This is a genomic window from Bradyrhizobium manausense (assembly GCF_001440035.1).
Lineage (GTDB): Bacteria > Pseudomonadota > Alphaproteobacteria > Rhizobiales > Xanthobacteraceae > Bradyrhizobium > Bradyrhizobium manausense.
The window spans coordinates 214395-237435 of record NZ_LJYG01000085.1 but is presented as its reverse complement, the minus strand read 5'-3'; the positions used below and the strand labels follow the sequence as shown (position 1 = coordinate 237435).

Annotated in this window: 18 protein-coding genes; 6 read left to right on the top strand and 12 right to left on the bottom strand. The window is 62.2% G+C overall.

From position 1 onward, the window contains the following. Positions 1-147: 147 nt before the first annotated feature. Complete coding sequence (locus tag AOQ71_RS49965; protein ID WP_083514345.1) at positions 148-1107, bottom strand: transposase; 960 nt, start codon at positions 1105-1107, stop codon at positions 148-150. Positions 1108-1138: 31 nt separating this feature from the next. Between AOQ71_RS49965 and AOQ71_RS20070 the strand changes: the two genes are divergently transcribed. Next, positions 1139-1594 carry a hypothetical protein gene (locus AOQ71_RS20070; protein ID WP_057749770.1) on the top strand — a complete coding sequence of 152 codons (456 nt, stop codon included), beginning with the start codon at positions 1139-1141 and terminating at the stop codon, positions 1592-1594. Between the two features lie 230 nt (positions 1595-1824). On the opposite strand, the gene AOQ71_RS20065 is transcribed toward AOQ71_RS20070, so the two are convergent. Further along, positions 1825-3219: a hypothetical protein gene (locus tag AOQ71_RS20065; protein WP_057749767.1), complete on the bottom strand. Its 1395-nt coding sequence runs from the start codon at positions 3217-3219 to the stop codon at positions 1825-1827. A gap of 27 nt (positions 3220-3246) precedes the next feature. Further along, on the bottom strand, positions 3247-6345 hold the full coding sequence (locus tag AOQ71_RS20060; protein WP_162268384.1) for an ATP-binding protein: 3099 nt from the start codon (positions 6343-6345) through the stop codon (positions 3247-3249). A gap of 411 nt (positions 6346-6756) precedes the next feature. On the opposite strand from AOQ71_RS20060, the gene AOQ71_RS43510 reads away from it, so the two are divergent. Together AOQ71_RS43510 and AOQ71_RS20050 are read left to right on the top strand one after the other, a co-directional pair. Next, positions 6757-7218, top strand: coding sequence for a phage terminase small subunit P27 family (locus tag AOQ71_RS43510; protein WP_083514343.1), 462 nt, complete (start codon positions 6757-6759; stop codon positions 7216-7218). Between the two features lie 661 nt (positions 7219-7879). After that, the gene (locus AOQ71_RS20050) at positions 7880-9112 is read left to right on the top strand and encodes a hypothetical protein (RefSeq protein ID WP_057749758.1); all 1233 of its coding nucleotides are present in this window, start codon (positions 7880-7882) and stop codon (positions 9110-9112) included. A gap of 155 nt (positions 9113-9267) precedes the next feature. On the opposite strand, the gene AOQ71_RS20045 is transcribed toward AOQ71_RS20050, so the two are convergent. From AOQ71_RS20045 to AOQ71_RS20015, 7 genes are all read right to left on the bottom strand, one after another. Further along, positions 9268-10503 carry a tyrosine-type recombinase/integrase gene (locus AOQ71_RS20045; RefSeq protein ID WP_057749755.1) on the bottom strand — a complete coding sequence of 412 codons (1236 nt, stop codon included), beginning with the start codon at positions 10501-10503 and terminating at the stop codon, positions 9268-9270. Between the two features lie 226 nt (positions 10504-10729). Continuing rightward, positions 10730-11215: a nucleoside deaminase gene (locus AOQ71_RS20040; RefSeq protein ID WP_057749751.1), complete on the bottom strand. Its 486-nt coding sequence runs from the start codon at positions 11213-11215 to the stop codon at positions 10730-10732. Between the two features lie 13 nt (positions 11216-11228). Continuing rightward, entirely contained in the window at positions 11229-12761 is a 1533-nt protein-coding gene (locus AOQ71_RS20035; protein ID WP_057749748.1) for an ABC transporter ATP-binding protein, read from the bottom strand. After that, the gene (gene biuH, locus AOQ71_RS20030) at positions 12758-13441 is read right to left on the bottom strand and encodes a biuret amidohydrolase (protein ID WP_057749745.1); all 684 of its coding nucleotides are present in this window, start codon (positions 13439-13441) and stop codon (positions 12758-12760) included. Before biuH ends, AOQ71_RS20035 begins: the two co-directional genes overlap by 4 nt. 11 nt (positions 13442-13452) lie before the next feature. After that, positions 13453-14379, bottom strand: a complete 927-nt coding sequence (locus AOQ71_RS20025; RefSeq protein WP_057749742.1) for an ABC transporter permease — start codon at positions 14377-14379, stop codon at positions 13453-13455. Then, positions 14379-15491 carry an ABC transporter permease gene (locus tag AOQ71_RS20020; RefSeq protein WP_057749739.1) on the bottom strand — a complete coding sequence of 371 codons (1113 nt, stop codon included), beginning with the start codon at positions 15489-15491 and terminating at the stop codon, positions 14379-14381. Before AOQ71_RS20020 ends, AOQ71_RS20025 begins: the two co-directional genes overlap by 1 nt. Next, positions 15488-16600, bottom strand: a complete 1113-nt coding sequence (locus tag AOQ71_RS20015; RefSeq protein WP_057749736.1) for a BMP family ABC transporter substrate-binding protein — start codon at positions 16598-16600, stop codon at positions 15488-15490. The genes AOQ71_RS20020 and AOQ71_RS20015 overlap by 4 nt, the downstream gene beginning before the upstream one ends. Positions 16601-17003: 403 nt before the next feature. Here AOQ71_RS20015 and AOQ71_RS20010 point away from each other — a divergent pair, with 403 nt between their 5' ends. Together AOQ71_RS20010 and AOQ71_RS20005 are read left to right on the top strand one after the other, a co-directional pair. Beyond that, positions 17004-18263 (top strand): allantoate amidohydrolase, encoded by a 1260-nt coding sequence (locus AOQ71_RS20010; protein WP_057749817.1) that lies wholly within the window; start codon positions 17004-17006, stop codon positions 18261-18263. Between the two features lie 82 nt (positions 18264-18345). Continuing rightward, on the top strand, positions 18346-19719 hold the full coding sequence (locus AOQ71_RS20005) for a hypothetical protein (RefSeq protein WP_057749733.1): 1374 nt from the start codon (positions 18346-18348) through the stop codon (positions 19717-19719). Between the two features lie 9 nt (positions 19720-19728). Here the strand turns inward: AOQ71_RS20005 and AOQ71_RS20000 are convergent, their stop codons facing one another. After that, positions 19729-21048: a dicarboxylate/amino acid:cation symporter gene (locus AOQ71_RS20000; RefSeq protein ID WP_057749730.1), complete on the bottom strand. Its 1320-nt coding sequence runs from the start codon at positions 21046-21048 to the stop codon at positions 19729-19731. An 86-nt stretch (positions 21049-21134) separates the two neighbouring features. Continuing rightward, positions 21135-22148: a formamidase gene (locus tag AOQ71_RS19995; RefSeq protein WP_057749727.1), complete on the bottom strand. Its 1014-nt coding sequence runs from the start codon at positions 22146-22148 to the stop codon at positions 21135-21137. Between the two features lie 225 nt (positions 22149-22373). On the opposite strand from AOQ71_RS19995, the gene AOQ71_RS19990 reads away from it, so the two are divergent. After that, positions 22374-23036 carry a TetR/AcrR family transcriptional regulator gene (locus AOQ71_RS19990; RefSeq protein WP_057749724.1) on the top strand — a complete coding sequence of 221 codons (663 nt, stop codon included), beginning with the start codon at positions 22374-22376 and terminating at the stop codon, positions 23034-23036. Positions 23037-23041: the final 5 nt, after the last annotated feature.

Genomic DNA, 23041 nt, shown 5'->3' with positions numbered 1-23041 from the left:
ATAGCACCGTGCTCGACGCTATCCAGGACGCTTCGCGCCGGCTTTGCCGGTGCCTATGGCATCCTGGACAGCGTCTGCGCGCGGCGCTCTTGCGTTCGGCAGGTCGGGACGAAGGAACGGTCGCATGCGGCCGAACAAAGGAACGGCTCAGCCTGCTGCCGAGATCTTCGCGCTGTTGTGGTCTGCGTCGTAGGGCGTCTGGTGCTTGAGCGTCGCGCACAAGGCAAAGAGCAGGCGATCTCCCACACCACGCAGCGCACGCGCATGGCCGTGTCCGCGCTGCCGCAAAGCATCATAGCGTCGCCGGGCTGCGGCGTCGTATTGAAGCGCGCCGCGCGACCAGTGATGAACGGCGCTTTGCAGCCGCCTGTTGCAGGCCAGGCGGCGGATCACGAAGCGTTGCTTGCCGCTTTGCCGCGTCACCGGTGCGACCCCTGCCAAGGCGCGCAAGGCGTGGTAGTCTCGTCTGCGCAGAGGCTCGGTGGCCTCGACGAGCAGTGTGGCAAGAACGATCCTGCCGATTCCCGGCCAGGAGCGAAGGATCGCCACGTCACACTGCTCGGGATTCTGCCCCGCGGGGCTCTCCTGTTCTTCGAGCTTGGCGCACAGGCGGTCCAGGCTGTGCTGCGCTTCCTTGATTTGCTGATTGACCAGGCGCAGACGGGCCGCGAGGCTGCGGATATGCACGCACGCAGCCTCCGTCGTGCCCGGTGCCACGAGCAGGGGTGTCTCGCGCAAAGTCTTGAGCACCGTCGCCGCATCGAGGCGGCGGATACGATAGGCGCTGAGGATGCGCGCGATCGCCTTGTCGCTGGCCTTGGCCGCGCTGTCCGGCGTCGGCACCTTTTGCCAAAGTGCCAGGAACCAGTCGTCGGCGACATCGTCGGTCAGCTTGGCCGCTTGGGGATAGTACCGCCACAACTGCTGACGCAGGCGATTGGCAAGCCGCGTGCGCTCCTGCTGCAGCTCCTCCGCCATGCGCGACCACTCGCGCAGCTCGATCACCACCGGATTGTCGGCCGCAAGCTGGCGGAAGGCCGCACAGTCCGTACGCAATGAGCTTCCGAGCACATGAGCGTCGCGGCGATCATCCTTGGCACCGGCCACCGTGAAGCGATCCCGGAAGCGGTCGAGTTGCTTGCGCCGCGCTGGAGAAGATAATTATGAGCCCCTCGCTCGGCACCGTGAACTTGCTCGCGACGCTCTTGCTTTTTGGCAGGAATATTGGGGAAGCGGGCGTCGGCGGGAAGAGCTGCGAGAGCTCGACATTGAGGCTGCACTCGAAGAGCTGTTGCAGCCAACGAACGGCAAGGTAACAGAACAGGCCTTGCAGCTAGGAATGTGCGCGTACGACGTCATCCCGAACGTCATGCCGGTGACGCTGTTGACGCTGTATCTTCCGATCGTCGATCCGGCGAATACAGCGAAGTACCTCACGGAATCAGACCGAGTTCGTCGTCTGTTTCGGCTGGCTCGCGCTTGGTATGCTCGCGTGGAGCGTGGACGTGCTGCCGATGACGAGGGGCTCGGCTTTTACGACCAAATGGCAGACGAGTTTTGGCGGCGATTATCCAATCCCCAAACAAGTGAATGAAAATGGTTGTCGCAGGCGTTCACAAATGGGGCGGGGCGGATCGAAAAAAAACAGGAGCTGCAGCATTCCGAGCGCGGCGGCGCTCCAACGTTGACGGCCGCAGGTTAGAAGAGTTTTTCTGGAGCACGAGTTCCGAGACTGCAGGATCGTCGTCATTGCGGAAGCCCGCCGCTCGGGGCCAGATGTGGACGGCCCCTAGCATTTGGCGATTGCAACCTGGATTCTTGTGGTTAGGCCAGTTTGAACTCTACCTTATCGCCGCCCATGTTGTGAGTAGCCTTAAAGTCGAGACCCAAGTTGTTTTTGTTGTCGACCCACTGGATCGGGTGCACCGAGTTATTTTGCACCTGCAAGTTGATCGAGGACAGCGTAATTGAAGCGGCCCCGGGGGTCGGAGGGGCCGGGTAGTCCTGAGGTTTATTCACTGCCCCATAGCTTTCGACGGCACAGACCGCATAAACAGGTTCCGGAATGTCAGTGAGCGACAGATCGGTAACCGATTTATGTTGGCCATTAACCTCTAACGAACACATGTAGTCGAATTTTCCGGTCGTCGAGTTTCTCCCGCCCTGTATGGTGCCCGTGATTGTATCTTTTGCTTGCACCGGAACTGCTTGAGAGTAGCAGCGGTTTTCGTTCGCAAGATGGGCTTGGTCCGCTGCGATACTCGGATCGGGCAGCAGTGGGTACTGCAAAGGGTCGAACGCGGCGGTAACGTACCAGCTGCGGATGTACCAACCAGCGTTCGGTCCAGAGTCCGTCCACTGGAGAACGGGTTGCAAAATACCTCCCGTGGCGTTTGTGCCAGAAACGCTTTCAAGACCGATGAAGATGAATATGATTTGCCCGTCTTGACCTGTTGGAGCTGGTGGGACTGTCCAGCTCGCCACAATCTTTGTTATTTCCGCAGTGGACGATTGGTTGCGCCACACCGTGTATCCTTCCCACCCCCCGTCCGGACAATCCATGTTTATTGTCAGGCCAGTTAATTGAAGATTGGGATTGGTCCCCGGCTGCGGCGCGGGCTGCCACTCGGTAGTCAGGCCATGATGGCGTCCCTCCTTCGATCCGACGACGATTTTCATCGGTACGGCGTGGTCCCAAAGTGCGATCCGAATGACCTCGTCGAGGTGCTCCATGAGATTGGCCGCGACCTGGGTCGTGTCAAACGGGTTCATGGCGTTCTTCGGATCAGTAAACGTCGCAGGCTGCCTTTCCAGATCATCACGAGCATCCTGAGAGAAGTCAGGCCATTTGTCGAACGCGGCCTGTCCTTTTTTCGGCGTTGAGCCCCAGTTTGCCGCGGTCGGCTCCACGCTTTGTTGATAAAGGCCCCATTTCAGAGCGCTCCTGTTCGGAAACAATCCCGGAGTGCTGCCTTTCCCCTTGATGAGATCTTGAACATTCTGGATATTGCCTGCGGAGTATTTGTCGTGGTTGAAATGCTGCAGGTACCCAAAATCCTTATAAATCGCTCCGAATGGTTGTACTGCGTTCGGGTTTGACTGACCGAGACTCGCCCGCGGCAGGGCAGCTGTTGCTGCAACCGCTGCGCCGCCCGTCAACACCGTTCGCCGATCCAGCTCACTGGGTTGGTCAATCTTGGTATGCTCGTCTCTGGCCATATCGCCTCCTTTCAGCGGATCAAACCGCTAGCTCAGAATAGAATCATCGCCGCAATCCACAGTTGGGACGTGCAATAAGCGCTTGAGCAGTCGACAAACGTCGCGTTTCGTTCCGATTGCACCAAGGCGCGTGGCCATTTCAGCTGCTGCACTTCTGACGCCCGATGCATTGACTCCCAACTTGCCAAGCAAAGCACTCCTGATTAGCAGTGCCTCTAGCTCGATAGGTTGATACCCGCCTTGCCGCGCACTCTGCTCACAGCGGCTAACCGCTTCCAGCGCAGTATGAAGCTTTGATGGAGAAGTAGCGTCGCAAAGCACGAAGCCCAATTCCGCGCGTAGAGCTGCCGAGCGGTGTCCAAGGAGTTCAGCTTCGTCACGCGCCGCCTGAAAGGCTTGTCGGGCCTCTTTCACGTACCCGAGTTGTACAAGCGCGAGCCCATGCTGATTGGCCAGCACAGGGATGAACAGGTGCACGTCGTGCTGGCGCGCGAGCTTGAGCGAGTGCGCCAATGACATCTCGGCGGCTTCGATCTCATCTCGCGACAGCAGAAGAACTCCATGGCTGAACCCCGCAGCAATTCTCGCCGTGGGGCCTTCGTTCTCCACAGCAATTTCTTCTGCCATCGCCTGCGCCGCCGCTGCTCCTTCGTCGTCGCCGAGCGCGGTTCTGCTAACACAGATCATCATACTACTAAGCAGCGCAGCCTGTGGGGCGCCCCCGCCAGGAGGAGGCGATGCTCCTTCAAAGCGGAACCGCCTAAACGCGCGCTCCAGAACTTCAACGGCTTGAGCATAGTGTCCAGCCACAAAGCGCGCCTGACCCAATCCGTATTCTGCATATGCCAGCCACCCCAAATCGACACCTTGGGCCGATTCGCGCACCGCGGCCTCTCCCGCCTCAATCGCTTCGGCCGGCGCGCCGCAAAAATTCAGTGCCGCGGCGCGCATCGCCAACGCGGGAATCCGCCGCATTTTGTCGCCGGACGCGAGCGCGCGGGCCTCAGCCTCTCTTGCCAAGTTCAGCCAGCGTCCGACTTGGCCCGTATTGCCGTATGCCATACGAGCTTCAATCCTGAGGTCGATTGCGATTGCCTCACGCGCAGGTGACGGTGACATTTTGTCAACCGAGGCTATTGCTAGTTCGAAATGGCGCTTCGCATCTGAAAATGCGGATTGACCAAAACACCGCCGCGCGATGGCTACTGCTAGATCAGCTGCACGCGCCCACTCTTTCGCCTGAACGGCGTGGTGCACCATGACGGCCGCGAGCTCTTGCCCCTTCTCAGCAGCGGCGGCATTAGTCTCGAGTTCAGCGAGAATACGCTTATGCAGCTTGACGCGGTCGGACTCTAGGGCGGCATCGTAGGCCACTTGTCGCACGCATTCGTGCGGGAATGAGGTCTCATCGTCGCCCGCTTGGGGCGACCAAGTCAACATACCAGCTGCCAATAGGGCAGTGAGGATCTGACGAAAGACCGACTCCTCAATCGCCGAGATAGCCCGGAGCAAACGGCTCGGCACCTGCGGCCCGATGGCGGCGGCCACTTGCAAGACCCGCTTCTCGCGTGGCGACAGTCGATCGATTCGGCTGGCGATCACACCTTGGACCGTCAAAGGGACGCCGAGTTCTGCCTCGTTCAACGCAGGTTCAAATTCACCCCACGCCCCAGTCAGCTTGCCGGCATCAACAAGTCCGCGGCAGACTTCTTCTACGAAGAGCGGCAGGGCACCCGTGTGCTCGAGAATGCGTGCCTTTAGCGACTGAAGGCGAGCTGATGGACCAAGTAAATGGTCGAGCATGGCAAGTCCTGCATCACGCTTTAATGGTGTCAGCTCCATTCGCGTACTCGACTCACGCTCGATCCAGGCGGGCAGGTCCCCTGTTCGAGCCGTAACAAGCACGAGCACCGGCAGGCGCTTCGCCAAGTTCATAATTGCTTCAAGCGCAGGGGCACTCGCCTCATCGGCCCACTGAGCATCCTCAATCAGAATCAAGGTAGCCTGCTGTGCAATTCTCCGGGTCAATACAGCGCAGGTCATGTCGACGATGGCACGCCCACGCGCGCGAGGGGTTAACTTGGCCCAGACCGGGAAAGATTCCGCAGCCGCGCCGTTGAGAAAGACCGCCAAGGCGTTTGACTGTGCAGGTGCTAGTTCCGTTTTGAGCGCTGCTGTGTCTGCCTCACTCAACGACGATACTGCGCTGGCAAGAATGTGCTTCAGAAGGAAAAAAGGCGAATGCCCGACAATGGAGCTGCACTCTGCCTCTATCGCCTGCCAGCCACTATGAACCAGCACATGGACTGCTTCATGGACCAGGCGCGATTTTCCAACGCCCGGTTCACCGGAAACGACTGCGATATGGCCGGCCCCCGACTCAGCTGTCTGTCCAAGCGCGAGCAAGTGCGACAATTCTGCCTCTCGCCCAACGAACGCTGCGGTACCACGACCCAAGGTAACCCGCCATTTCGACAACTCACCAACGCCTTCTATGGGATGAACGAGCACAGGCTCGGCGAACCCCTTCAAGGCATGCCTTTTCGCAGGCCCGAATTGAATGTAGCCCTTAGCGAGCACTCGGCACGCTTCGGACGCGAGCGCTTGGCCGGCTTCCGCAACTGCCTGCAAGCGTTCTGCCATAATTAGCGACGGACCGTCGAAGTCATACATCCGGGTGTAGTCTAACTGTCGCGGGCCAGCGAGCACTAAGCCCGAATGCACTCCGACCCGTACGCGGATACGAGCATCCCCCAGCGCGTCAATTCGGCGCAGCAACTCAAGCGCGGCGAAGCAAGCCATTACAGCGTGTAGGTCGTCGGCCACCGGCGCACCGAACACAGCGAAAAGCCCATCGCCCATCTCACGGTGGATGATGCCGCCGTACTGATGAACGGCTATTCGCATCTGCTCCAGCGCCGGCGCAAGGCGCGCGACTGATTCTTCTAGCTCGAGACCAGTGACCAAATCCGAGGAGCGGTGTAGGTCTGCTCGAAGAATCGATACGTATTTTCGTTCGGTTGCAAGCCTTCGCGCTGAGCTCTTATTGCGGCTAGGTGAGCCGGCATTCTGTGCCCAATTCTTGCCGGGGCGAGGACGTTCCGCCTTGCCGGGTTGGATCCTCACAGCATAGTGCGACGCGGAGTAGATCCTTGCCTGTGCTCCAGGTTCTTGCCGTACCGCAATCCCGCTTTCATGCCGGCGTGTCACTGGCGTTGCCCCCTCACTCCGGTCTAAAGTCACGCGCCGAGAGGAGTTCAATCTGAGGCAGAATAGTCCCCGGAGTACTCTTGCGAGTCAAGGCGATACGCCGCGACGTCTTGCTTCGCTAAAATCGTTTTTGTGTCAGCCCCTTACGTGGCGCGCAACTTTCCCACTTTTGCTTCCGCACGATACAGAGCGCTACGGCTGAACTAGACAACACACTGCCGCCCGACCGGCAGATCAGACCCATAACTGCGCTCGGAAAGCGCGCCCGAGTCGGCAGCTTTAGCCTGTGGTAGACTCCTGCGTCCGAGACTGGAAAAGGAGCCTATCATGCCCGGTCCGCCGCCTGAACATCCACATCTCCACCTGCCCAAGGGCAACCCCGGCAAGCGCCGCGCCCGGGTCCCGCCTGAGCCTGCTCGCGCCGAGGAATGCCCTCCGGCGCCGCGTCATCTGCGTGGCTACGCGCGCGAAGCGTGGCTGGAGCTGGCGCCCGAACTGCATCGGCTCAACTTGCTCACCGTTCTTGATGTCGCCCCGTTCAGCGTCTACTGCGCCGCCTACGCCACGTGGCGACAGGCGGAGGATGCTCTCGCACGCGAGGGCACCCTGACGATCGCCACCGCTGAGGGCCATCAGCGTGTCAATCCGCTAGTTCGTATCAGCTCGCGGGCGATGAACGACATGCTGCGCTATGGCGCGGCGTTTGGTTTGACACCATCCGGGCGGCTGCGGCTCAGCGGCATCAACCCGCCAGCTCCGCCGTCGAAGTTCGATGGATTGCTCGGCTGAGGCCCGCCGTTGACTTGATCGCTGACCGGGCGCGCCTCCCCCGTGCGCCAATCCGAGCCGGCCGCCCGGGAACATTATTGCCCGACCTGCCGAGTGCATCAGCGACCTCCGCTGCCGATCTAAAACGGTGTAGCGAAAAGTGAGCGAATTTAGACGACCCGCTGTCGTAGCGCCCGGCTGTAGTGCGCCGTGACAGAACGGGGCGCCGTGGATTGTCGAAGCGATTCTGCTCGAACGAGTTCTGCTCGCCGACATGCCGCTACTTCGGATCGTTGCACGCACGCCGCCATCGACGGGGCTTCCTCAGCGAACCCGGCCGCGCAAAAGTGCTACTGACGTGCGGCAACGGCCAAGCTCGCCAAGCTCCGTCGCCTCTCAGCACTGGGTTGACGAGATTGAAAGCGAGATCGCCAGGCCCGTGGCGCGGCCGATGCCGCTGAGATTATGATCCGCAATGCCGGCGAGTTTGCATCAACCCCGGTCGCTTGAAGCCGGCTTGCCGCCGGCACGGCGCCAAGCCCGGTCCCCGGACGTTCGATGGCTTGTTGGGCAGGGTGCCGATCGTGGGCTGTAGAAGGCCGGCTGGTCAAACCGCGGTACGCTACCAAACCGTGGTGCTTAATGATATTAACTATCTTAGGTTCGATCTTGGGGGTGCCTCATGGATTGGCTTGCTCTCCAAGTGGCTCTTGTGGCCGTAGCGTGGGGTTTTTGCTACCTCCATTCGCATTGGTTGACACAGGCCGTCGCGAAGACATTGCTGCCGTGGCTGATCGGAATGTCGATGGTTCTGGCCATTTTCCTTGGCATCAAAGAATGGCTGCCGAGATCCGATTGGCCATCGATCTTTTGGCTCGAAACCGAAGCTATCAACGCCGAAGTATTTTTAGAGAAGCTTTCTCCCTACCCATTCATTCAGAGCCTGGGTCTGCTTTTGATTCTGTGCTTTCTCAACATTCGCTATCCAACATGGAAGCCATGGTCAAAGCGACTTAAAAAATCGATCGCGGTGAGTGCCAAGGCAATTTCTGTCCTCAGCGTCTTAACGAGCTTTACATTCTTTGCTGCCGACAACGGCAGCATAATTAGGAAAGCGACCGCAAAGGAAAAGTATGAGCGATTGAAGGAGCAAGCAAATGCACACGCGGGCCTAATGGTGGGAGCAAGACTAACTCAGGATACGAAGGCCGAAGCAAAAAACGCCACCGCTTTCCTTTCTGCCATCGGAAAGCAACTCAGCATCGATATGCGTCTGCCTGCTTTCTCTGGAGCGCGCGGCGACGTTCGAGAACGTCTGCGCCAATTGGTGCAACGGGACGCAAATGAACTTCTCCAGGCGATGAAAGAAACGCCCGCCGTTAAGCGGATTGCTTATAACAAAGATCAACTGGCCGATACGATCAGCCGGCGATTTACGAAGGAGCAGATCAAGGAAGAAAAGGACGCCTTCAAAGAGACTCTGGATCATTTTGTCGATAAGGGTGCAGATATCAGCGTTCACCCTTTCACAGAGGCGCTAACGTCCTTGGGGCTGCCTGAGCTTCCTGAAGCTATTCTTCATGAGCTTTATACCTCCGAGGTGTCTCACCTAGCCAAGAAGATAACTGATCCGCTCGCGGACTCGCTGTTTCGACCAGGTTCGCGTCAAGCAAATGGCGCGCCGTCGGAGCTTGCGGAAATCGCGAACAGATCGATTTTCGACGTTGCGTCCCTGTCGAAAAAGCTGACTGATCCTATGATAGAGGATCGTGCGCCGGAATTTGCTGCGAGGAGGAAAGGAGAAGTAAGAGCGGCCGAAAGGTTTGCTGAGGAGCTAGACCGAATGGGAGACCCGTACGACGAAATAAAGGAGATCGCACGCAAGACTGCCAGGGAAGTCGTTGTCGATCGATGAAGATCTCAGTCAAGGTCGTCATGCTGCACGAGACAATGCGGCTAGAACTGCTTGTCCCGTGTTAAGGACGACATGCGCCAGCGGAGCTTCTGGTAACGAAAAAAGGCGACTCGCTGCCGCCTCTTCAATGTCGTTCACCAGTGTCGGACATCGGCTTAGGCCGCGAGTTGTGCCGCTTCCGGGGTGTCATCCGGTGTCTCGGTCAGGGTCTCGCGCAATGACCGCTCGATCACCGTCGCCATCTCGCGCCGCAGGTCGAACTTGTCCCACCGCGCGTAGACCGCTGTTACGCCCTTGCGGGTGTGCGCGAGGATCGAGCCGATCTGTTCGAGGGAGTAGCCTGCCCGGTCAAGGATCGTCGCGGCGGTCCGCCGCAGGTCGTGCGGCGTCCATCGCTCCATCTCAAGCCCCGCAACGATGCGCTTGGCTGCTTCGTGCAGTTGCTGCCGTCCGGCAAGTTTGAACAGGCGCACGTCCGGCGCGCTCTGGAGGTGGGGCTGGAGGAGTTCAAGCGCCAAGCCGGTCAACGGCGTGATGAACGGGCTTCCGGCCTTCATGCGCTCGGCGGGAAGCGACCAGTGCGGACCATGCTCGCTCGGCCCGGTCAAGTCGCGTAGCTCGCCGCCGACCATACCCGCGACCATGCCCGGCCGGGCCGCCGTCACGAGAATCAGCCGCAGCGCGATCGCCGTCCCGCGCGAGACCTTGAACCGTTCCGGTTCGTCAAGGGCGCTCCAGACCTGCCGAATTTCGGCGGCACTCAGGAAGCGGGCGCGCGGGACGATGAGGCCGCCCGGTGCCGGAAGGTCTGCAAAAGGGTTGATCGCCGTGAACTTGCGGCCGGGCTGCTTCGCCCATTTGAACATGGCGTGGAGGATGTGCTTGGTCTGGTTCGCCGCTGCTTTCTTGCCGCGCTCGTCAGCGATGTCCTGCAGCATTTCGGCGGCGTCGTCGTCGGTGATCGAGGACAGCGCCCGGTCGTTCCAGTCGTAGACGCGCCCGATGCGTTCGAGCGTCTTGAGCGACTTTTTCCCGGAGCGGAGCGAGACCAGCTTGGCGGCGTCATAGAGCGCGACGACCTCGCCGTAGGTCTTCGCCTTGCTTTCCGTGTCGAGGCGCTCGGCCTTGGCTGCCTGCGGCGAGCCGCCGTTGGCGACGACCTTGCGCGCATCGTTGGCCAGCTCGCGCGCCCGCGTCAGGGAAAGGTCCGGGTAGCGGCCGAAAGTGAGCCACTCGACCTTGCGGGTAGTCTTGTTGCGGTACGCGAAGGCGAAGGTCTTCACGCCCTTCGGCGTGATCCGGATGCAGAGGCCGGGACAGGTGGAGTCGCCGACCGGGTACGGGGTGGCGCGCGGCTTGAACGAGCGGATGGCCGCGTCGGTGAACTTCATTCTCATGGTGTCGTCTCTCGGGTTGGCTGTTAGCTGCGCTAACAAAACTGCGAAATAGCTTGCTTCGCAGTGAGACGACTTGAGGCGGCGGAAAAACGGCACGAAATGCAAGTTAGCCTTGTGCCACAGGCACTTACTTGTTGCATCCCGTTTCAAACTGTCTCACGGTGTCTCACCGCAAGACCGAAATTTATTTAGCTTCGCTAATCCACCCCACGAAGTTAATCTACTTCGTCCAAACGCCGTCGTGCAGTGCTGCGGCCTCGTCTTCCAGGAGCGGGCCAATCACCTCGGTCGGCCGCTGGCCGCGCGCAAAGACGTCGCGGCAAGGCAGGTCGAGCGTCGGGTTCTCCGGGTGGTTGCCAGTGATGCCGCGCAAGCGGTGCTCGCTAAGGCCGTAGACCACGCGGCCGATGCCGGCCCAGTAGATCGCGCCCGAACACATCGCGCAGGGTTCGGCTGAGGAATACAGCGTCGCCGCTGCCAGCACCTCGCGAGGGAGCGTGCGGCAGGCTTGCGTGGCTGCGAGGCGCTCGGCATGCGCAGTGCCGTCATGGTCAGGCATGTAGCCGTTCTCGGTCTCGATCAGCACCTTGCCATCGGCGCCGACGACGATGCAGCCGAAGGGATGGTTGCCATGGGTGAGGGACCGGCTCGCCACCGCGAAGGACAGGCGCAGGAACTGCTCGTCGCGTTCGCTTGTGCCGTCCATCGCGCCTCCGCAGTCAGTGCCCCGCCATGTGCCGGCCGACCTCGGTGAGATCGGCCTCGCTCGTCCGTGCTTCATACACGAATTCGCCGTGGAACATTACCACCAGCCGGTCCGAGAGTTCGAGCAATTCGTCGAGGTCTTCGCTCACCAGCAATACCGCCGCGCCACGGTTACGTGCGGCCATGATCTCGGCGTGGATCTGCGCCACGGCCGCGAAGTCGAGGCCGAAGCAGGGATTGGCCGCAATCAGCACCTCGACATCGCTCGCAAGCTCGCGGGCGAGCACGGCGCGCTGCACATTGCCGCCTGAGAGCGCCGAGATCGGCGTCTCCGGCGTGCGCGTCTTGATCTTGTACTTGCGGATCTTCTTCTTGGCATCGTCGCGGAAAGCGCCGCGGTTGAGCCACCAGCCGCCGCTGGCAAAAGGTGCACGGTCGAACTCGCGGAAGGCGATGTTGTCGGCAACGCTCATGCCGCCGACACAGGCGTTCTTGAGCGGCTCCTCGGGCAGGAGCGACATATTGTGGCGCCGCATCTCCTCGCGGCTGGCGTGATAGGGATCGCCGGCGACGCGGATTTCGCCGCCCTCCGCCTCGCGCTGGCCGGCCAGAACTTCGACGAGCTGGCGCTGGCCGTTGCCGGAGACGCCGGCGATGCCGACGATCTCGCCGGCACGCACAGTGAGGGAGACGTCATGCACGGCCATGGCGCCGGCATCGTCGAGCGCGCGAAGCTTTTCCAGCTCCAGGCGCGCCTTGCCGGCTTCGCCGGTGCGTGGCGGCTGAACGGTCAGCTCCTCGGCGCCGATCATGGTGCGGGCCATTGCATCCGGCGTCAGTTCGGATACTTTGCCGGCGCCGGCGAGTTTACCGCGGCGCAGGATCGTGACCTCGTCGGCGAAGGCCATGACCTCTCGGAACTTGTGCGTGATCATCAGGATCGTCAGCTCGCCCTTGACGACCATGTCGCGGAGCATGCCGAGCACCTCGTCGGCTTCCGCCGGCGTCAGCACCGAGGTCGGCTCGTCCAGGATCAGGAAACGGCGCTTCAGATACAGCTGCTTGAGGATCTCGCATTTCTGCCGTTCGCCGGCCGAGATGTCGGAGACCTTTGCGGCGAGAGGCACCTTGAAGGGCATGCGCGCCAGGAACGCCTCGAGCTCCTTCATCTCCTTCGGCCAGTTCACCACGGCCGGCACATCATCGCGGGCCAGCACGAGGTTTTCGGCAACCGTCATCGCGGGCACCAGCGTGAAGTGCTGGTAGACCATGCCGAGGCCGAGCGCGTGAGCATCCTTCGGATTGGCAATCGCCTGCTCGCGGCCGCCGACGAGGATGTCGCCCTCCGTCGCGTGATAGTAGCCCATAATGCATTTGACGAGCGTGGACTTGCCGGCGCCGTTCTCGCCGAGCAGCGCGTGGAATGAGCCCGGCCGTACCTTCAGCTCGACATTGTCCAGGGCCAGGAAGTCGCCGAAGCGCATGGTCATGGCGAGGGCATCGACGCCGAAGGCGCCTGACGGCGGAGGCGGCTCGCCAATGATCACGAAATCGCTCCGATGAAGGCGTCCGAGGTCGAGACCGCACCGAATACGCCGCCCTGCATCTTGATCATCTTCAGCGCGTGGTCGTGGTTGCTCTTGTCGGTCGCGCCGCAGCAATCGTGCAGCAGCACGCATTCGAAGCCGCGGTCGTTGGCCTCGCGCATGGTGGTGTGGACGCAGACGTCGGTGGTGATTCCGGTCAGCACGATATTTTCAATGCCGCGCACGCGCAGGATCAGCTCCAGATCGGTGGCGCAGAACGAGCCTTTGCCTGGCTTGTCGATGATGGGCTCGCCAGGCAGTGGCGCCAGCTCCTCGATGATGTCCCAGCCGGGCTCGCCGCGCACCAGGATGCGGCCGCACGGGCCGGGATCGCCGATGCCGGCGCCGATCTGGCGCGAACGCCAGCGCTTGTTGGCGGGCAGGTCGGAGAGGTCGGGGCGGTGGCCTTCGCGGGTATGGATGATGTGGAAGCCCTGCTCGCGCATGACGCTGAGCAGCTTCTTGATCGGCTCGATCGGCGCCCGCGTCAGCGAAAGGTCATAACCCATCTTGTCGACATAGCCGCCGACGCCGCAGAAATCGGTCTGCATGTCGATGATGATGAGGGCGGTGTTTTGCGGGCGCAGATCCCCGTTGTAGGGCCAGGCGTAGGGCTCGGACTTGATGGTGCGCTCGGGCATGATTTCGCTCTCTAGCGGGTGATCGACAATTCAGCCGGGGCTCCGGTCAGCGTGCGTTTCGGCGAGCAGGTGATGATCATGATCGCCAGCGTCAGAATGTAGGGCGCTGCGTTGAAGAGGTGATAGCCAGAGGTGACGCCGACCGATTGCAGCGCCGGCCCGAGCGCCGCCGCGCCGCCGAAGGCGAGCGAGGCCCAGAGGCAGAGCAGGGGATCCCAGCGCGCGAATATCACCAGCGCGACCGCGGTGATGCCCTGGCCTGAGGAGAGGCCCTCGTTCCAGCTCCCGGGATAGAACAATGACAGAAAGGAGCCGCCGATGCCGGCGAGGAAGCCGCCGACCATGGTGGCGCGCAGACGGATCAGCAGCACGGAATGGCCCATCGCGCGCGCGGCGTCCGAGCTTTCGCCGGCGGTGCGGATGAGCAGGCCCCAGCGCGTGATGCGGAAGGCCCAATAGAGGATCGGCGCCAGCACCACGCCGATCAGGAACAGCACGTTGATGCGCAGCGCGGCGCGGACTTGGGGGATGTCGCTCCACCAGCCGAAATCGATCGCAGGCAGGCGCGGCGCGGTGGGCTCGATCAGCGGCTTGCCGAGATAGAAGGCAAGACCGGTGCCGAACAGCATCAAGGCGATGCCGACCGCGACGTCGTTGACGCGCGGCAATGAGCAGATGCCGGCATGCAGCGCGCCAAGCAAGGCGCCGGTGATGCCAGCGGCGAGCACGCCGAGCCAGGGCGATCCCGTCAGGTAAGAGATGCCGTAGGCGCTCATCGCGCCCATCACCAGCGTGCCTTCGAGGCCGAGATTGATGCGGCCCGAACGCTCGGTGATGCATTCCCCCAAGCTCACGAACAGGAAGGGCGTCGAGACGCGAATTGCGCCGCCGAGCACGGCGAGTGGGACGGTCCAGAGTCCGATCGATCCATCAGCCATCAGGACTTGCCCTTCAGGAATGAAATGCGGCCGTAAAGCGCATCACTGGCCAGCACGAAGACGAAGATGATGCCCTGAAGCACCAGCACGGACGCGTCGGGCAATCCGAGACGGCGCTGCAACAGGCCGCCGCTGGCGCTGATGCCGCCGAGCAGGATCGCGACGGGAATAATGGCGAGCGGGTTCTGCCGCGCCAGGAAGGCGACCAGGATGCCGGTGAAGCCGTAACCGGCGGCGAGATTGGCGTTGGTGCGGCCCTGCACGGCGGCCACCTCGACCATGCCGGCAAGACCCGCGGCGCCGCCGGCGAGGAAGCAGATAGTCAGGATCAGCTTGCTGACGCCAAGGCCGACGATTTTCGCGGCGCGGATGTTGCCGCCGGCAACGCGCGCGGCAAAGCCGAACACGGTGTGATAGATCAGGATATAGGCCGCTACCGCGGCGATCAGTCCGAAGACGAGACCCCAATGCACGTCGGTGCCCGGGATGGAGCCGATCATGTTGGCAGCGCCGATCTCGCGGGTCGACGGCTTGTTGAGGCTTGCGGGATCCCGCATCATGCCTTCGACCAGATGATTGAGGATCGCGAGCGCGATGTAGACGAGCAGCAAGCTCGAGATCGTCTCGTTGACGCCGCGATATTGCCTCAAGGCGCCGGCGAGCATGATCCACAAGCCGCCGCCGATCACGCCGGCGATCACCATTGCGATCTGCACGACGAGCGGCGGCATGCCCTGAAGCAGCAGTGCTGCGCTGGTCGCCGACAGCGCGCCGATCAACAGCGCGCCCTCGCCGCCGATGATGACCATCCCAAGCTGCGCCGGCAGCGCGGTGCAAAGCGCGGTGAGAATGAGGGGCGCAGCGCGCGTCAGCGTATTCTGCCAGGAGAACCAGGTGCCGAAGGCGCCCTGATACATATAGAAATAAAGATCCAGCGGATTCTTGCCGGACATCATGACGAAGATGCCGAAGACCACGAGCGCGCCGGCCAGCGCCGCGCCGGGGATCAGGACATACTCGATCGTGCCGCCGTGGCGTTGCAGAAAGCCGGCGTCGGCGGTCGGGGTAATTGTCCCGACCGCCTCGGCAGAATCCGCTGTTTCTGATGTCACGAAGTCGCTCCGATCACGCCTTCGACGAGATAGTCCATCTTCTCAAGCTCAGGGTCCTTCTGGCCGCGATCGGTGCCGGCCGGAATGACGGTCTTGCCCTTGTTGTCGACGAGCCCGCCCTTGAAGATGGCAAAGCCTTCCGCGGACAGGAATTTGGCCTTGGCCTCGTCTGCCGCCTTGCGCGCCTCGGCCGAGACGGCTTCACCATAGGGCGAGGTCTTGACGATCTCTTCCTTCAGGCCGCCGCGGTAGAAGTTCGGGATGCCCTCGCCGGCGGCGATCATCTTGACGAACTTCGGATAGAGCGCTTCCCAGTTCCACTCCGCGCCGGTGAGATAGGCCTTGGGCGCCAGCGCCGACTGGTTGGTGTGATAGCCGCAGACGAAGGCGCCGCGCCGCGCCGCGTTCTCGACCATTGTTTTGGGGCCGTCGACGTGACACGTCAGCACGTCCACACCCTGGTCGATCAGGCTGTTGGTGGCTTCAGCCTCCTTGACCGGCATCGACCAGTCACCGGTGAAGATCACTTGCGTGGTGGCCTTCGGATTGACGGACTTCGCACCGAGCGTGAAGGCATTGATGTTGCGCAGCACCTGCGGGATCGGCTTGGCCGCGACGAAGCCGAGCTTGCCGCTCTTCGACGTCAGGCCGGCGACGATGCCCGAGATGTACTGGGCTTCGTCGATATAGCCGAAATAGCTGCCGGCGTTCTTCGGGTCCTTGTCGGTCCAGAGGCCACCGCAGTGCTCGAAGCGCAGCTTCGGGTACTTGGTGGCCATCTTGATCATGTGCGGATTGTAGTAACCGAACGAGGTCGGGAAGAGCAGGGTGGCGCCGTCGAGGTTGATCATCGACTCGATCGTCTTCTCGACCGCGTCGGTCTCGGGCACTTTCTCTTCCTCGACGACCTTGAGGCCCGGAATCTTCTTCAGCGCCGCCGCGCCCTGCGCGTGGGCCTGGTTGTAGCCGTAGTCGTCGCGCGAGCCGACATAGATGAAGCCGATCGTGGTCTCGGCCGCGAAGGCCGGGCGGGCGCCTGCCGCTGCGCCGAGGGTGAGGGCGGCACCGCCCTGCAACAAATGACGTCGTGAAATCCTGCCAAAATCCATTGCTTGCTCCCCTTGGCGGATTGACCGCCTCAATCTCGCGGCTGCGCCGGTCTGGCGGAGCCCGGGAGGGATGTCGCAAGCTTCGTGCCAGAGGTTAAGGGGTATGCATAGCGACGTAACTACTTGTAAAATAAAGCTATATATGAAATGTGCAAATTTTGATCAGGATGGTGTCAGATTAAATCATGGGCAGTATTTCCTGATTGTATGCAATGGAGTTAAGCAATCTTAAACCGTCTGTCGCGCGGATGGACGACTGGAGGCGGCCGGTTGATGGTCCACATTCATGCTAACCACCCGGCTGGCTCGCGACGGCGCAGGTCTGAATTCGCTGGCACCGAACTTGTATCGATTGACGCTGCGACCGCCCCTCGCGGTCCCCAGGATGGAAAGCTTGACCGAGATGGGTGCTGGTAACGCCGTTCAGAATGTATCGCTCGGCGAAGAGATCGTGCGTCGGGTCAACGAGCTCGCGGCGATCTCGGAAGACGGCGACAAGCTCACCCGCATCTTTCTCACGAAGGAGCTGCGCGCGGCCTCGGACGTCATTCTCGGCTGGATGCGCGAGGCCGGCATGAGCGCGCATCTCGACGCGATCGGCAATGTCTGCGGCCGCTATGACGGCGAGCAGCCGGGAGCGCCCTGCCTGATGCTCGGCTCGCATTACGACACGGTGCGCGATGCCGGCAAATGGGACGGGCCGCTCGGTGTGATCACGGCAATTGTCTGTGTTTCCGACCTCAACCGCCGGGGCAAGCGCCTGCCGTTCGCGATCGAGGTGGTCGGCTTTGCCGACGAGGAAGGCGTTCGCTTCGCCTCGACCCTGCTCGGCAGTCGTGCAATGGCCGGCACGTTCGACGAGAGCGTTTTGAACACGCGCGACCGGGACGGTGTGTCGATGCGCGATGCGCTCCTCGAATTCGGCCTTGACCCCGATCATATCGGCGCGGCCGCGCGCGCCCGGCGCGAGCTGCTGGCCTATCTCGAATTGCACATCGAGCAGGGGCCGGTGCTGGAAGCCCGGAATCTCCCTGTCGGCGTCGTCAGCGCGATTGCGGGCGCGACACGGCTGGCGGCGCGGTTGACTGGCATGGCCGGTCACGCCGGCACCGTGCCCATGGCGCTGCGACGTGACGCGCTTACAGGCGCCGCCGAATGCATCGGCGCCATCGAGCAGTTCTGCCGCACCGACGAGGACGGGCTGGTCGGCACTGTCGGCTACATCCAGGCGAGGCCCGGCGCGACCAATGTCATTCCGGGTGAGGTATCCTTCACCATCGACATGCGCGCGCCGACCGACATGCATCGCAAGCGCGCGGTCGCCGACGTGGTCCGCCAGATCGAGGCGATCGCCAAGCGCCGGCAACTGGCGCTTCAGCTCGATGTCACCCATGAGAACCGCACTGTCCCTTGCGCGCCCTGGCTGAAGGACCAGATCGCGCAGGCCATCGCAGCCGAAGGTCTTTCCACCTTCGAGCTGCCGAGCGGAGCGGGGCATGACGGCATGGCAATGATCGACATCGCCGATGTCGGCATGATCTTCGTTCGCTGCCGCGGCGGCATCAGCCATCATCCGGATGAGCACGTCGAGCTGGCCGACGCCGATGCGGGCGCGCGGGTCTTGCTTCGGGTGATCGAGCATTTCAAGCCGCGAGCGGCGTAGGCCCGGAAGTCACCGGGTAGAGACACGAATCAGAGAAGTGTAAAATGGTGTAGCTTCACCAGGCGTCAGCCGACTTGGACAAATGAACCGCGACATCTCCTTCTCAAGCCAGCAAGAGAACCGGTTTTACCAGGGCGCGGCTGCGACCTTGGTCGCCAACGCGCTTCAGGCGGTGAATTTTCTCGGTGACCGCTTCATGAGAAAGTCGCAGCATTCACTGTCGGCGATCGAGGACCTCTATCGCCACTCGATGGACAGCGCTTTTTCGGTGACCGAGGCGTTCCTCGTCACAGGTGCTCCGCACGCCTCCGCCTATTATCCGCGCGACTTTGCCTGGTTTTATCCTGATATCCTCGACCCCGAGACCATCATGGACGCGCAGGATGCGGTGCGTCGGGCCCGCCTGCTCGAAAAGAGCGTCCGCCTGTTGCTGCAGGCGGTTCGCGCCGATGTCGTCACGACGACAATCGTTCCGGCGGGGCGCGGCCGATATCTCGGCGTGAACTATTTCTCGCGTCCCTCGGATACGTTGCTCGGCATTCTGGCTGGTCTGCAGCAGATGCTCTCGGCCGAGAGGCGGGCGTCGTCCTATCTGGCGATGTCGCAATGCGCGCATGCCGGTCGCTTGCTGCTGGCCGAATATGGCGCCGATCTCAAGCGTGCGATCCTGAAGCTCGCAAGCGAGCTCGACCCGTTCGATGCTAACGGCGCCAGATATTTGCTCTGCGACGCCAGCTGCCCTCGTTCGGCGGCAACCGACACCCGCGCCGAGCGCCGGCGCTTTGTCACCAATGCCTGCGTCTACACAACGTTCGTGTGGGGCGAGCAACTCGGCATCGTCGATGAAAATGAGCTGAAGCGGCTGCTCGGGCGCGACCTCGCAGAGTACAAGAAGGGTCTGCTCCGCCTGTTCGGCAAGGACGGCTACATCAGGCATTCGCTGGATGGCCCGGCCGGCGCGCCGGCCTCCATGGTCGCGCTGGATTTCGTCAGCGTGCATCGCGGCTTCTGGGATATGAACGATCCGAGCGAGCGTGCGCTGTTCGCGGCCACGACGAATCTGATCCTCGGCGAGCCTCGCTTCCGCATCCCCAGCACGTTCCACTTCCTGGTGTCGGCGGATAATCCGCGGAACAAGATGATCCACAAGATTGCGGCACCGGCCTATCAGGGTCGCTCGTCGTGGCCGACGTTCAACGTCGAGTTCGCCGACCGCATGCTGGACTTTGACGAGTTCTCGGGGAGCAATACTTATCGCTCCTGCGCGCAAGGGATATTGAAAGACATCCGCACCGCGACCGAGGTGCACGGCGGGTATCAGGAATTGATCTCGGAGCAGGGGCTAAAATATCGCACCTGGGCCTATAAGGGCGCGGTCGCCCATTCCTGGTTTCCGCGCTTCCTGTCGGTGTGGAGGAGGGCGTACGGAACGCCGCTCCTCCAGTGGAACGCTTGAACCGCCGCGCTATCCCGCCGTCACGTCCACCAGCTCGCCGCCCTCGAGCACCTTGGCCGCCTTGGCGCGGTCGAGGTCGCCTTCCCAGGCGGCCACGACGACCGTCGCCACGCAATTGCCGATCAGGTTGCCGACTGCGCGGGCCATGCCGATGAACCAGTCGACCGACAGCACGAGCACGAGACCGATCGCCGGAATGCTCGGCACCGCGTTCAGCGTCGCGGCAAGGATCACGATCGCCGAGCCCGGGACGCCGTGCGCGCCCTTCGACGTGATCAGGGAGACGCCCAGCACCAGCAGGAGATCGCCGAAGGACAGCGGTGTGTTGGTGGCCTGCGCGATAAAGACGACGGCGAGCGTGAGATAGATCGAGAAGGCGTCGAGGTTGAAGGAGTAGCCGGTCGGGATGACGAGGCCGACCACGGAATCCTTCACGCCCATGCGCTCCAGCTTCTTCATGATCTGCGGCAGCACCGCATCGGAAGAGGCGGTCGCGAGCACGATGGTCAATTCCTCGCGCAGGTAGGACAGGAACTTCAGGATATTGATGCCGGCGAGCGCCATCACGCTGCCGAGCACACCGAGCACGAAGATGCCGACCGAGATGTAGAACAGCATCACCAGCGAAACCAGCTGCTTCAGCGAGCCGACGCCATATTTGCCGACGGTGTAGGCGACCGCGCCGAGAACGCCGAGCGGGGCAACGCGAACGATCAGTCCCATGACCCGGAACAGCACCGTGGAGGCCGCGTCGATCACCGAGGTGACGAGCGCGCCCTTCTCGCCGCCGACGAGCGCCAAGCCGACACCGAACAGCACGGCGAAGAACAGCACCTGGAGCACGTCGTTGCGCGACAGCGCGTCGAACGAGGTGGTCGGGATCACGTTCATGAGGAATGCACCGATGCCACCGCCCGCCAGCTTGTGGGCGTTGTCGGCGTAAGTGTTGAGCGCCTTGGCATCGAGCGTCGAGGGATCGATGTTCATGCCGTGGCCGGGACCGAAGATGTAGGCGAGCAACAGGCCGACCACGAGCGCGACCGTTGTCATGACCTCGAAATACAGCAGCGCCTTGACGCCGACCCGGCCGACCTTCTTGAGGTCACCGGCGCCGGCGATGCCATGCACAACCACGCAGAACACGATCGGCGCCACGATCATCGAGATCAGCTTCAGGAAGGCGTCGCTGAGGATCTTCAGACCGATGGCAAAGTCCGGAGCGGCCACGCCGAGGATGATGCCCAGGACCAGTGCGGCCAGGACCTGGACGAACAGGGACGTATAGAGCGGCTTGGGCTCAGCGGTGGGTGCCGCGGTAATGGTCGACATGGTGGATTCCCCCGGTTTGACGCAACTTGAGCGTCAAAAGGAGCAACAACCGTGCCAGAATGTCGCGGTTTCAGCCGGAAAACCGTTTATTCCGCGGCTTTGGCCGTCCTGCCGAACATCCGCGTCGGCGCCGGGAAGCCACAGGAGGTGCCGTCGGTGACCTTGACCTGATCTTCCCACGGCAGGCGATAGCTGCCTGCAACCATGTCTTGCATAAAGGTGTAGGGGCAGTCCATCGCGCCGCCCTTCACCGCGACATAGCCGCGGTGCCAGAGCTGGTAGATGTTGTTCTCGACGCCCCAATTGATGCGGGCCTCGCGCACGAGATCGGGTCGCACCTCGGCGGTGATGATCTCGTCGGCGCGGCCGGTGGTACCGTGCGCCAGCACGCTGCCGTCGAAATTGACGATCATGCCTTCGCCCATGGAATCGAACGAGCCGTCCGAGCCGCACATGCAGACGTTTGCCGTGACCATCAGGTTCTGGAACGAATTGGCCTGGTTGGTGAAGCGCCAGGCGTCGCGGATCGGCGCGGTATAGCCGGCGGTGCGGATCATGATCTCCGCGCCCTTGTAGGCGCATTCCCGCGCCATCTCCGGGAACATGCCGTCATGGCAGATGATCAGCGCGATCTTGGCGCCTTTCGGCCCCTCGATCACGGGAATGCCAATGTCGCCGGGCTCCCACGGCTCGACCGGAATCCACGGATGAAGCTTGCGGTAATAGAGCTTGATCTCGCCGTGGTCGTCGATGATCAGTCCGGAATTGTAGGGATTGCCGTGCGGGTTGAACTCCATGATGGAGAAGCAGCCCCAGATCCTGTTGTCGATGCAGGCCTGCTTGAACGCCGCGACCTCCGGCCCGTCCAGCCGGCACATGATCTCGGGATTGGTGTCCATCGAGAGGCCGTGCAGCGAGTATTCGGGGAACACCACCAGATCCATGGTGGACAGGTTGCGGCGGGCCTTGCCGACCATCCAGACGATGCGCTCGGTCTGCCGGGCAAGATCAGCGCGGGTCACGACGTTCGGCAGCTGCAATTGCACGAGCCCAATGACCACGCCATCGGGAGATTTGTTCAGTCCGCCAAGCCCGTTCATGACCAGCTCCCTTGCGCGTCTGGCGCGGCGTCGTTGCCCGCTGTTTTCTCGGCGGAGCAAATCCGATTTTCGCGGCGGGCAAAAGTCCATTTTTCAGGCGGCAGGCGGTGGTCGTGCTCGCGCAGGCCGCTGGCCTCCGGGAGCAGGCCGGCGCCCATTGTTACGGCGCCGCGTGCCTCAAGTCTCGGCTTGACCCTGCAAATCGACAGGTGTCAGACTTATGACATGAGTACAGTCGAACGACATGGCGCAAGCCTTCGCGACGAATATGCCGAGATGACGCGCCAGCGCATCGTTGCGGCGTTTGTCGAGACTTTGGAGGATGAAGAGGCCGACGACATTTCCATGGCCGCGGTGGCCAAGCGTGCCAAAGTGGCCGAGCGAACCATCTATCGGCACTTCAAGACCCGCGCGGAGCTGTTTGCCGCGGCCGGCGAATGGATCGAGGACAATGTCTTCAGCTACATTCCCTTCACCTCGCCGGACGAACTGCCCGAGATCTTCCGCAAGCTGTGCAAGCGGTTCGACCGTCATCCGCATCTGGCGCGCGCCATTGCGATGACGAGGGCGGGCCGCCGGGTGCGCGCCGGCTTCCGGCGGCACCTGATCGACCAGCATCGCAAGGCGATGGCGCCGCTGGTGCGGCATCTTCCCGCGAAGGAGGTCCGCCAGGCCGAGGCGCTCGCGTCCTACCTCAACAACGTTCTGGCCTGGAACGCGATGCGCGAGGATTTCGGCATGACGAGCGCCGAGATCGCCGACGCGATCGAATGGGCGCTCACGACCCTTTTGAAGGACGTCCGTCAGCGCGATGCCGCCGCCGCGCGCGGTGGCAGGTCCGGCAAATCGCCGCGCAAGCGGACCGCAGCTGCGAAAGTGCCGGCATAAAGTGA

Excerpts from the sequence above, each read along its gene's own strand:
- AOQ71_RS20065 (WP_057749767.1), bottom strand. The coding sequence starts at position 3,219 with ATGGCCAGAGACGAGCATACCAAGATTGACCAACCCAGTGAGCTGGAT.
- AOQ71_RS43510 (WP_083514343.1), top strand. The coding sequence starts at position 6,757 with ATGCCCGGTCCGCCGCCTGAACATCCACATCTCCACCTGCCCAAGGGC.
- AOQ71_RS20050 (WP_057749758.1), top strand. The coding sequence starts at position 7,880 with ATGGATTGGCTTGCTCTCCAAGTGGCTCTTGTGGCCGTAGCGTGGGGT.
- AOQ71_RS20045 (WP_057749755.1), bottom strand. The coding sequence starts at position 10,503 with ATGAAGTTCACCGACGCGGCCATCCGCTCGTTCAAGCCGCGCGCCACC.
- AOQ71_RS20040 (WP_057749751.1), bottom strand. The coding sequence starts at position 11,215 with ATGGACGGCACAAGCGAACGCGACGAGCAGTTCCTGCGCCTGTCCTTC.
- biuH (WP_057749745.1), bottom strand. The coding sequence starts at position 13,441 with ATGCCCGAGCGCACCATCAAGTCCGAGCCCTACGCCTGGCCCTACAAC.
- AOQ71_RS20025 (WP_057749742.1), bottom strand. The coding sequence starts at position 14,379 with ATGGCTGATGGATCGATCGGACTCTGGACCGTCCCACTCGCCGTGCTC.
- AOQ71_RS20015 (WP_057749736.1), bottom strand. The coding sequence starts at position 16,600 with ATGGATTTTGGCAGGATTTCACGACGTCATTTGTTGCAGGGCGGTGCC.
- AOQ71_RS20010 (WP_057749817.1), top strand. The coding sequence starts at position 17,004 with ATGGGTGCTGGTAACGCCGTTCAGAATGTATCGCTCGGCGAAGAGATC.
- AOQ71_RS20005 (WP_057749733.1), top strand. The coding sequence starts at position 18,346 with ATGAACCGCGACATCTCCTTCTCAAGCCAGCAAGAGAACCGGTTTTAC.
- AOQ71_RS20000 (WP_057749730.1), bottom strand. The coding sequence starts at position 21,048 with ATGTCGACCATTACCGCGGCACCCACCGCTGAGCCCAAGCCGCTCTAT.
- AOQ71_RS19995 (WP_057749727.1), bottom strand. The coding sequence starts at position 22,148 with ATGAACGGGCTTGGCGGACTGAACAAATCTCCCGATGGCGTGGTCATT.
- AOQ71_RS19990 (WP_057749724.1), top strand. The coding sequence starts at position 22,374 with ATGAGTACAGTCGAACGACATGGCGCAAGCCTTCGCGACGAATATGCC.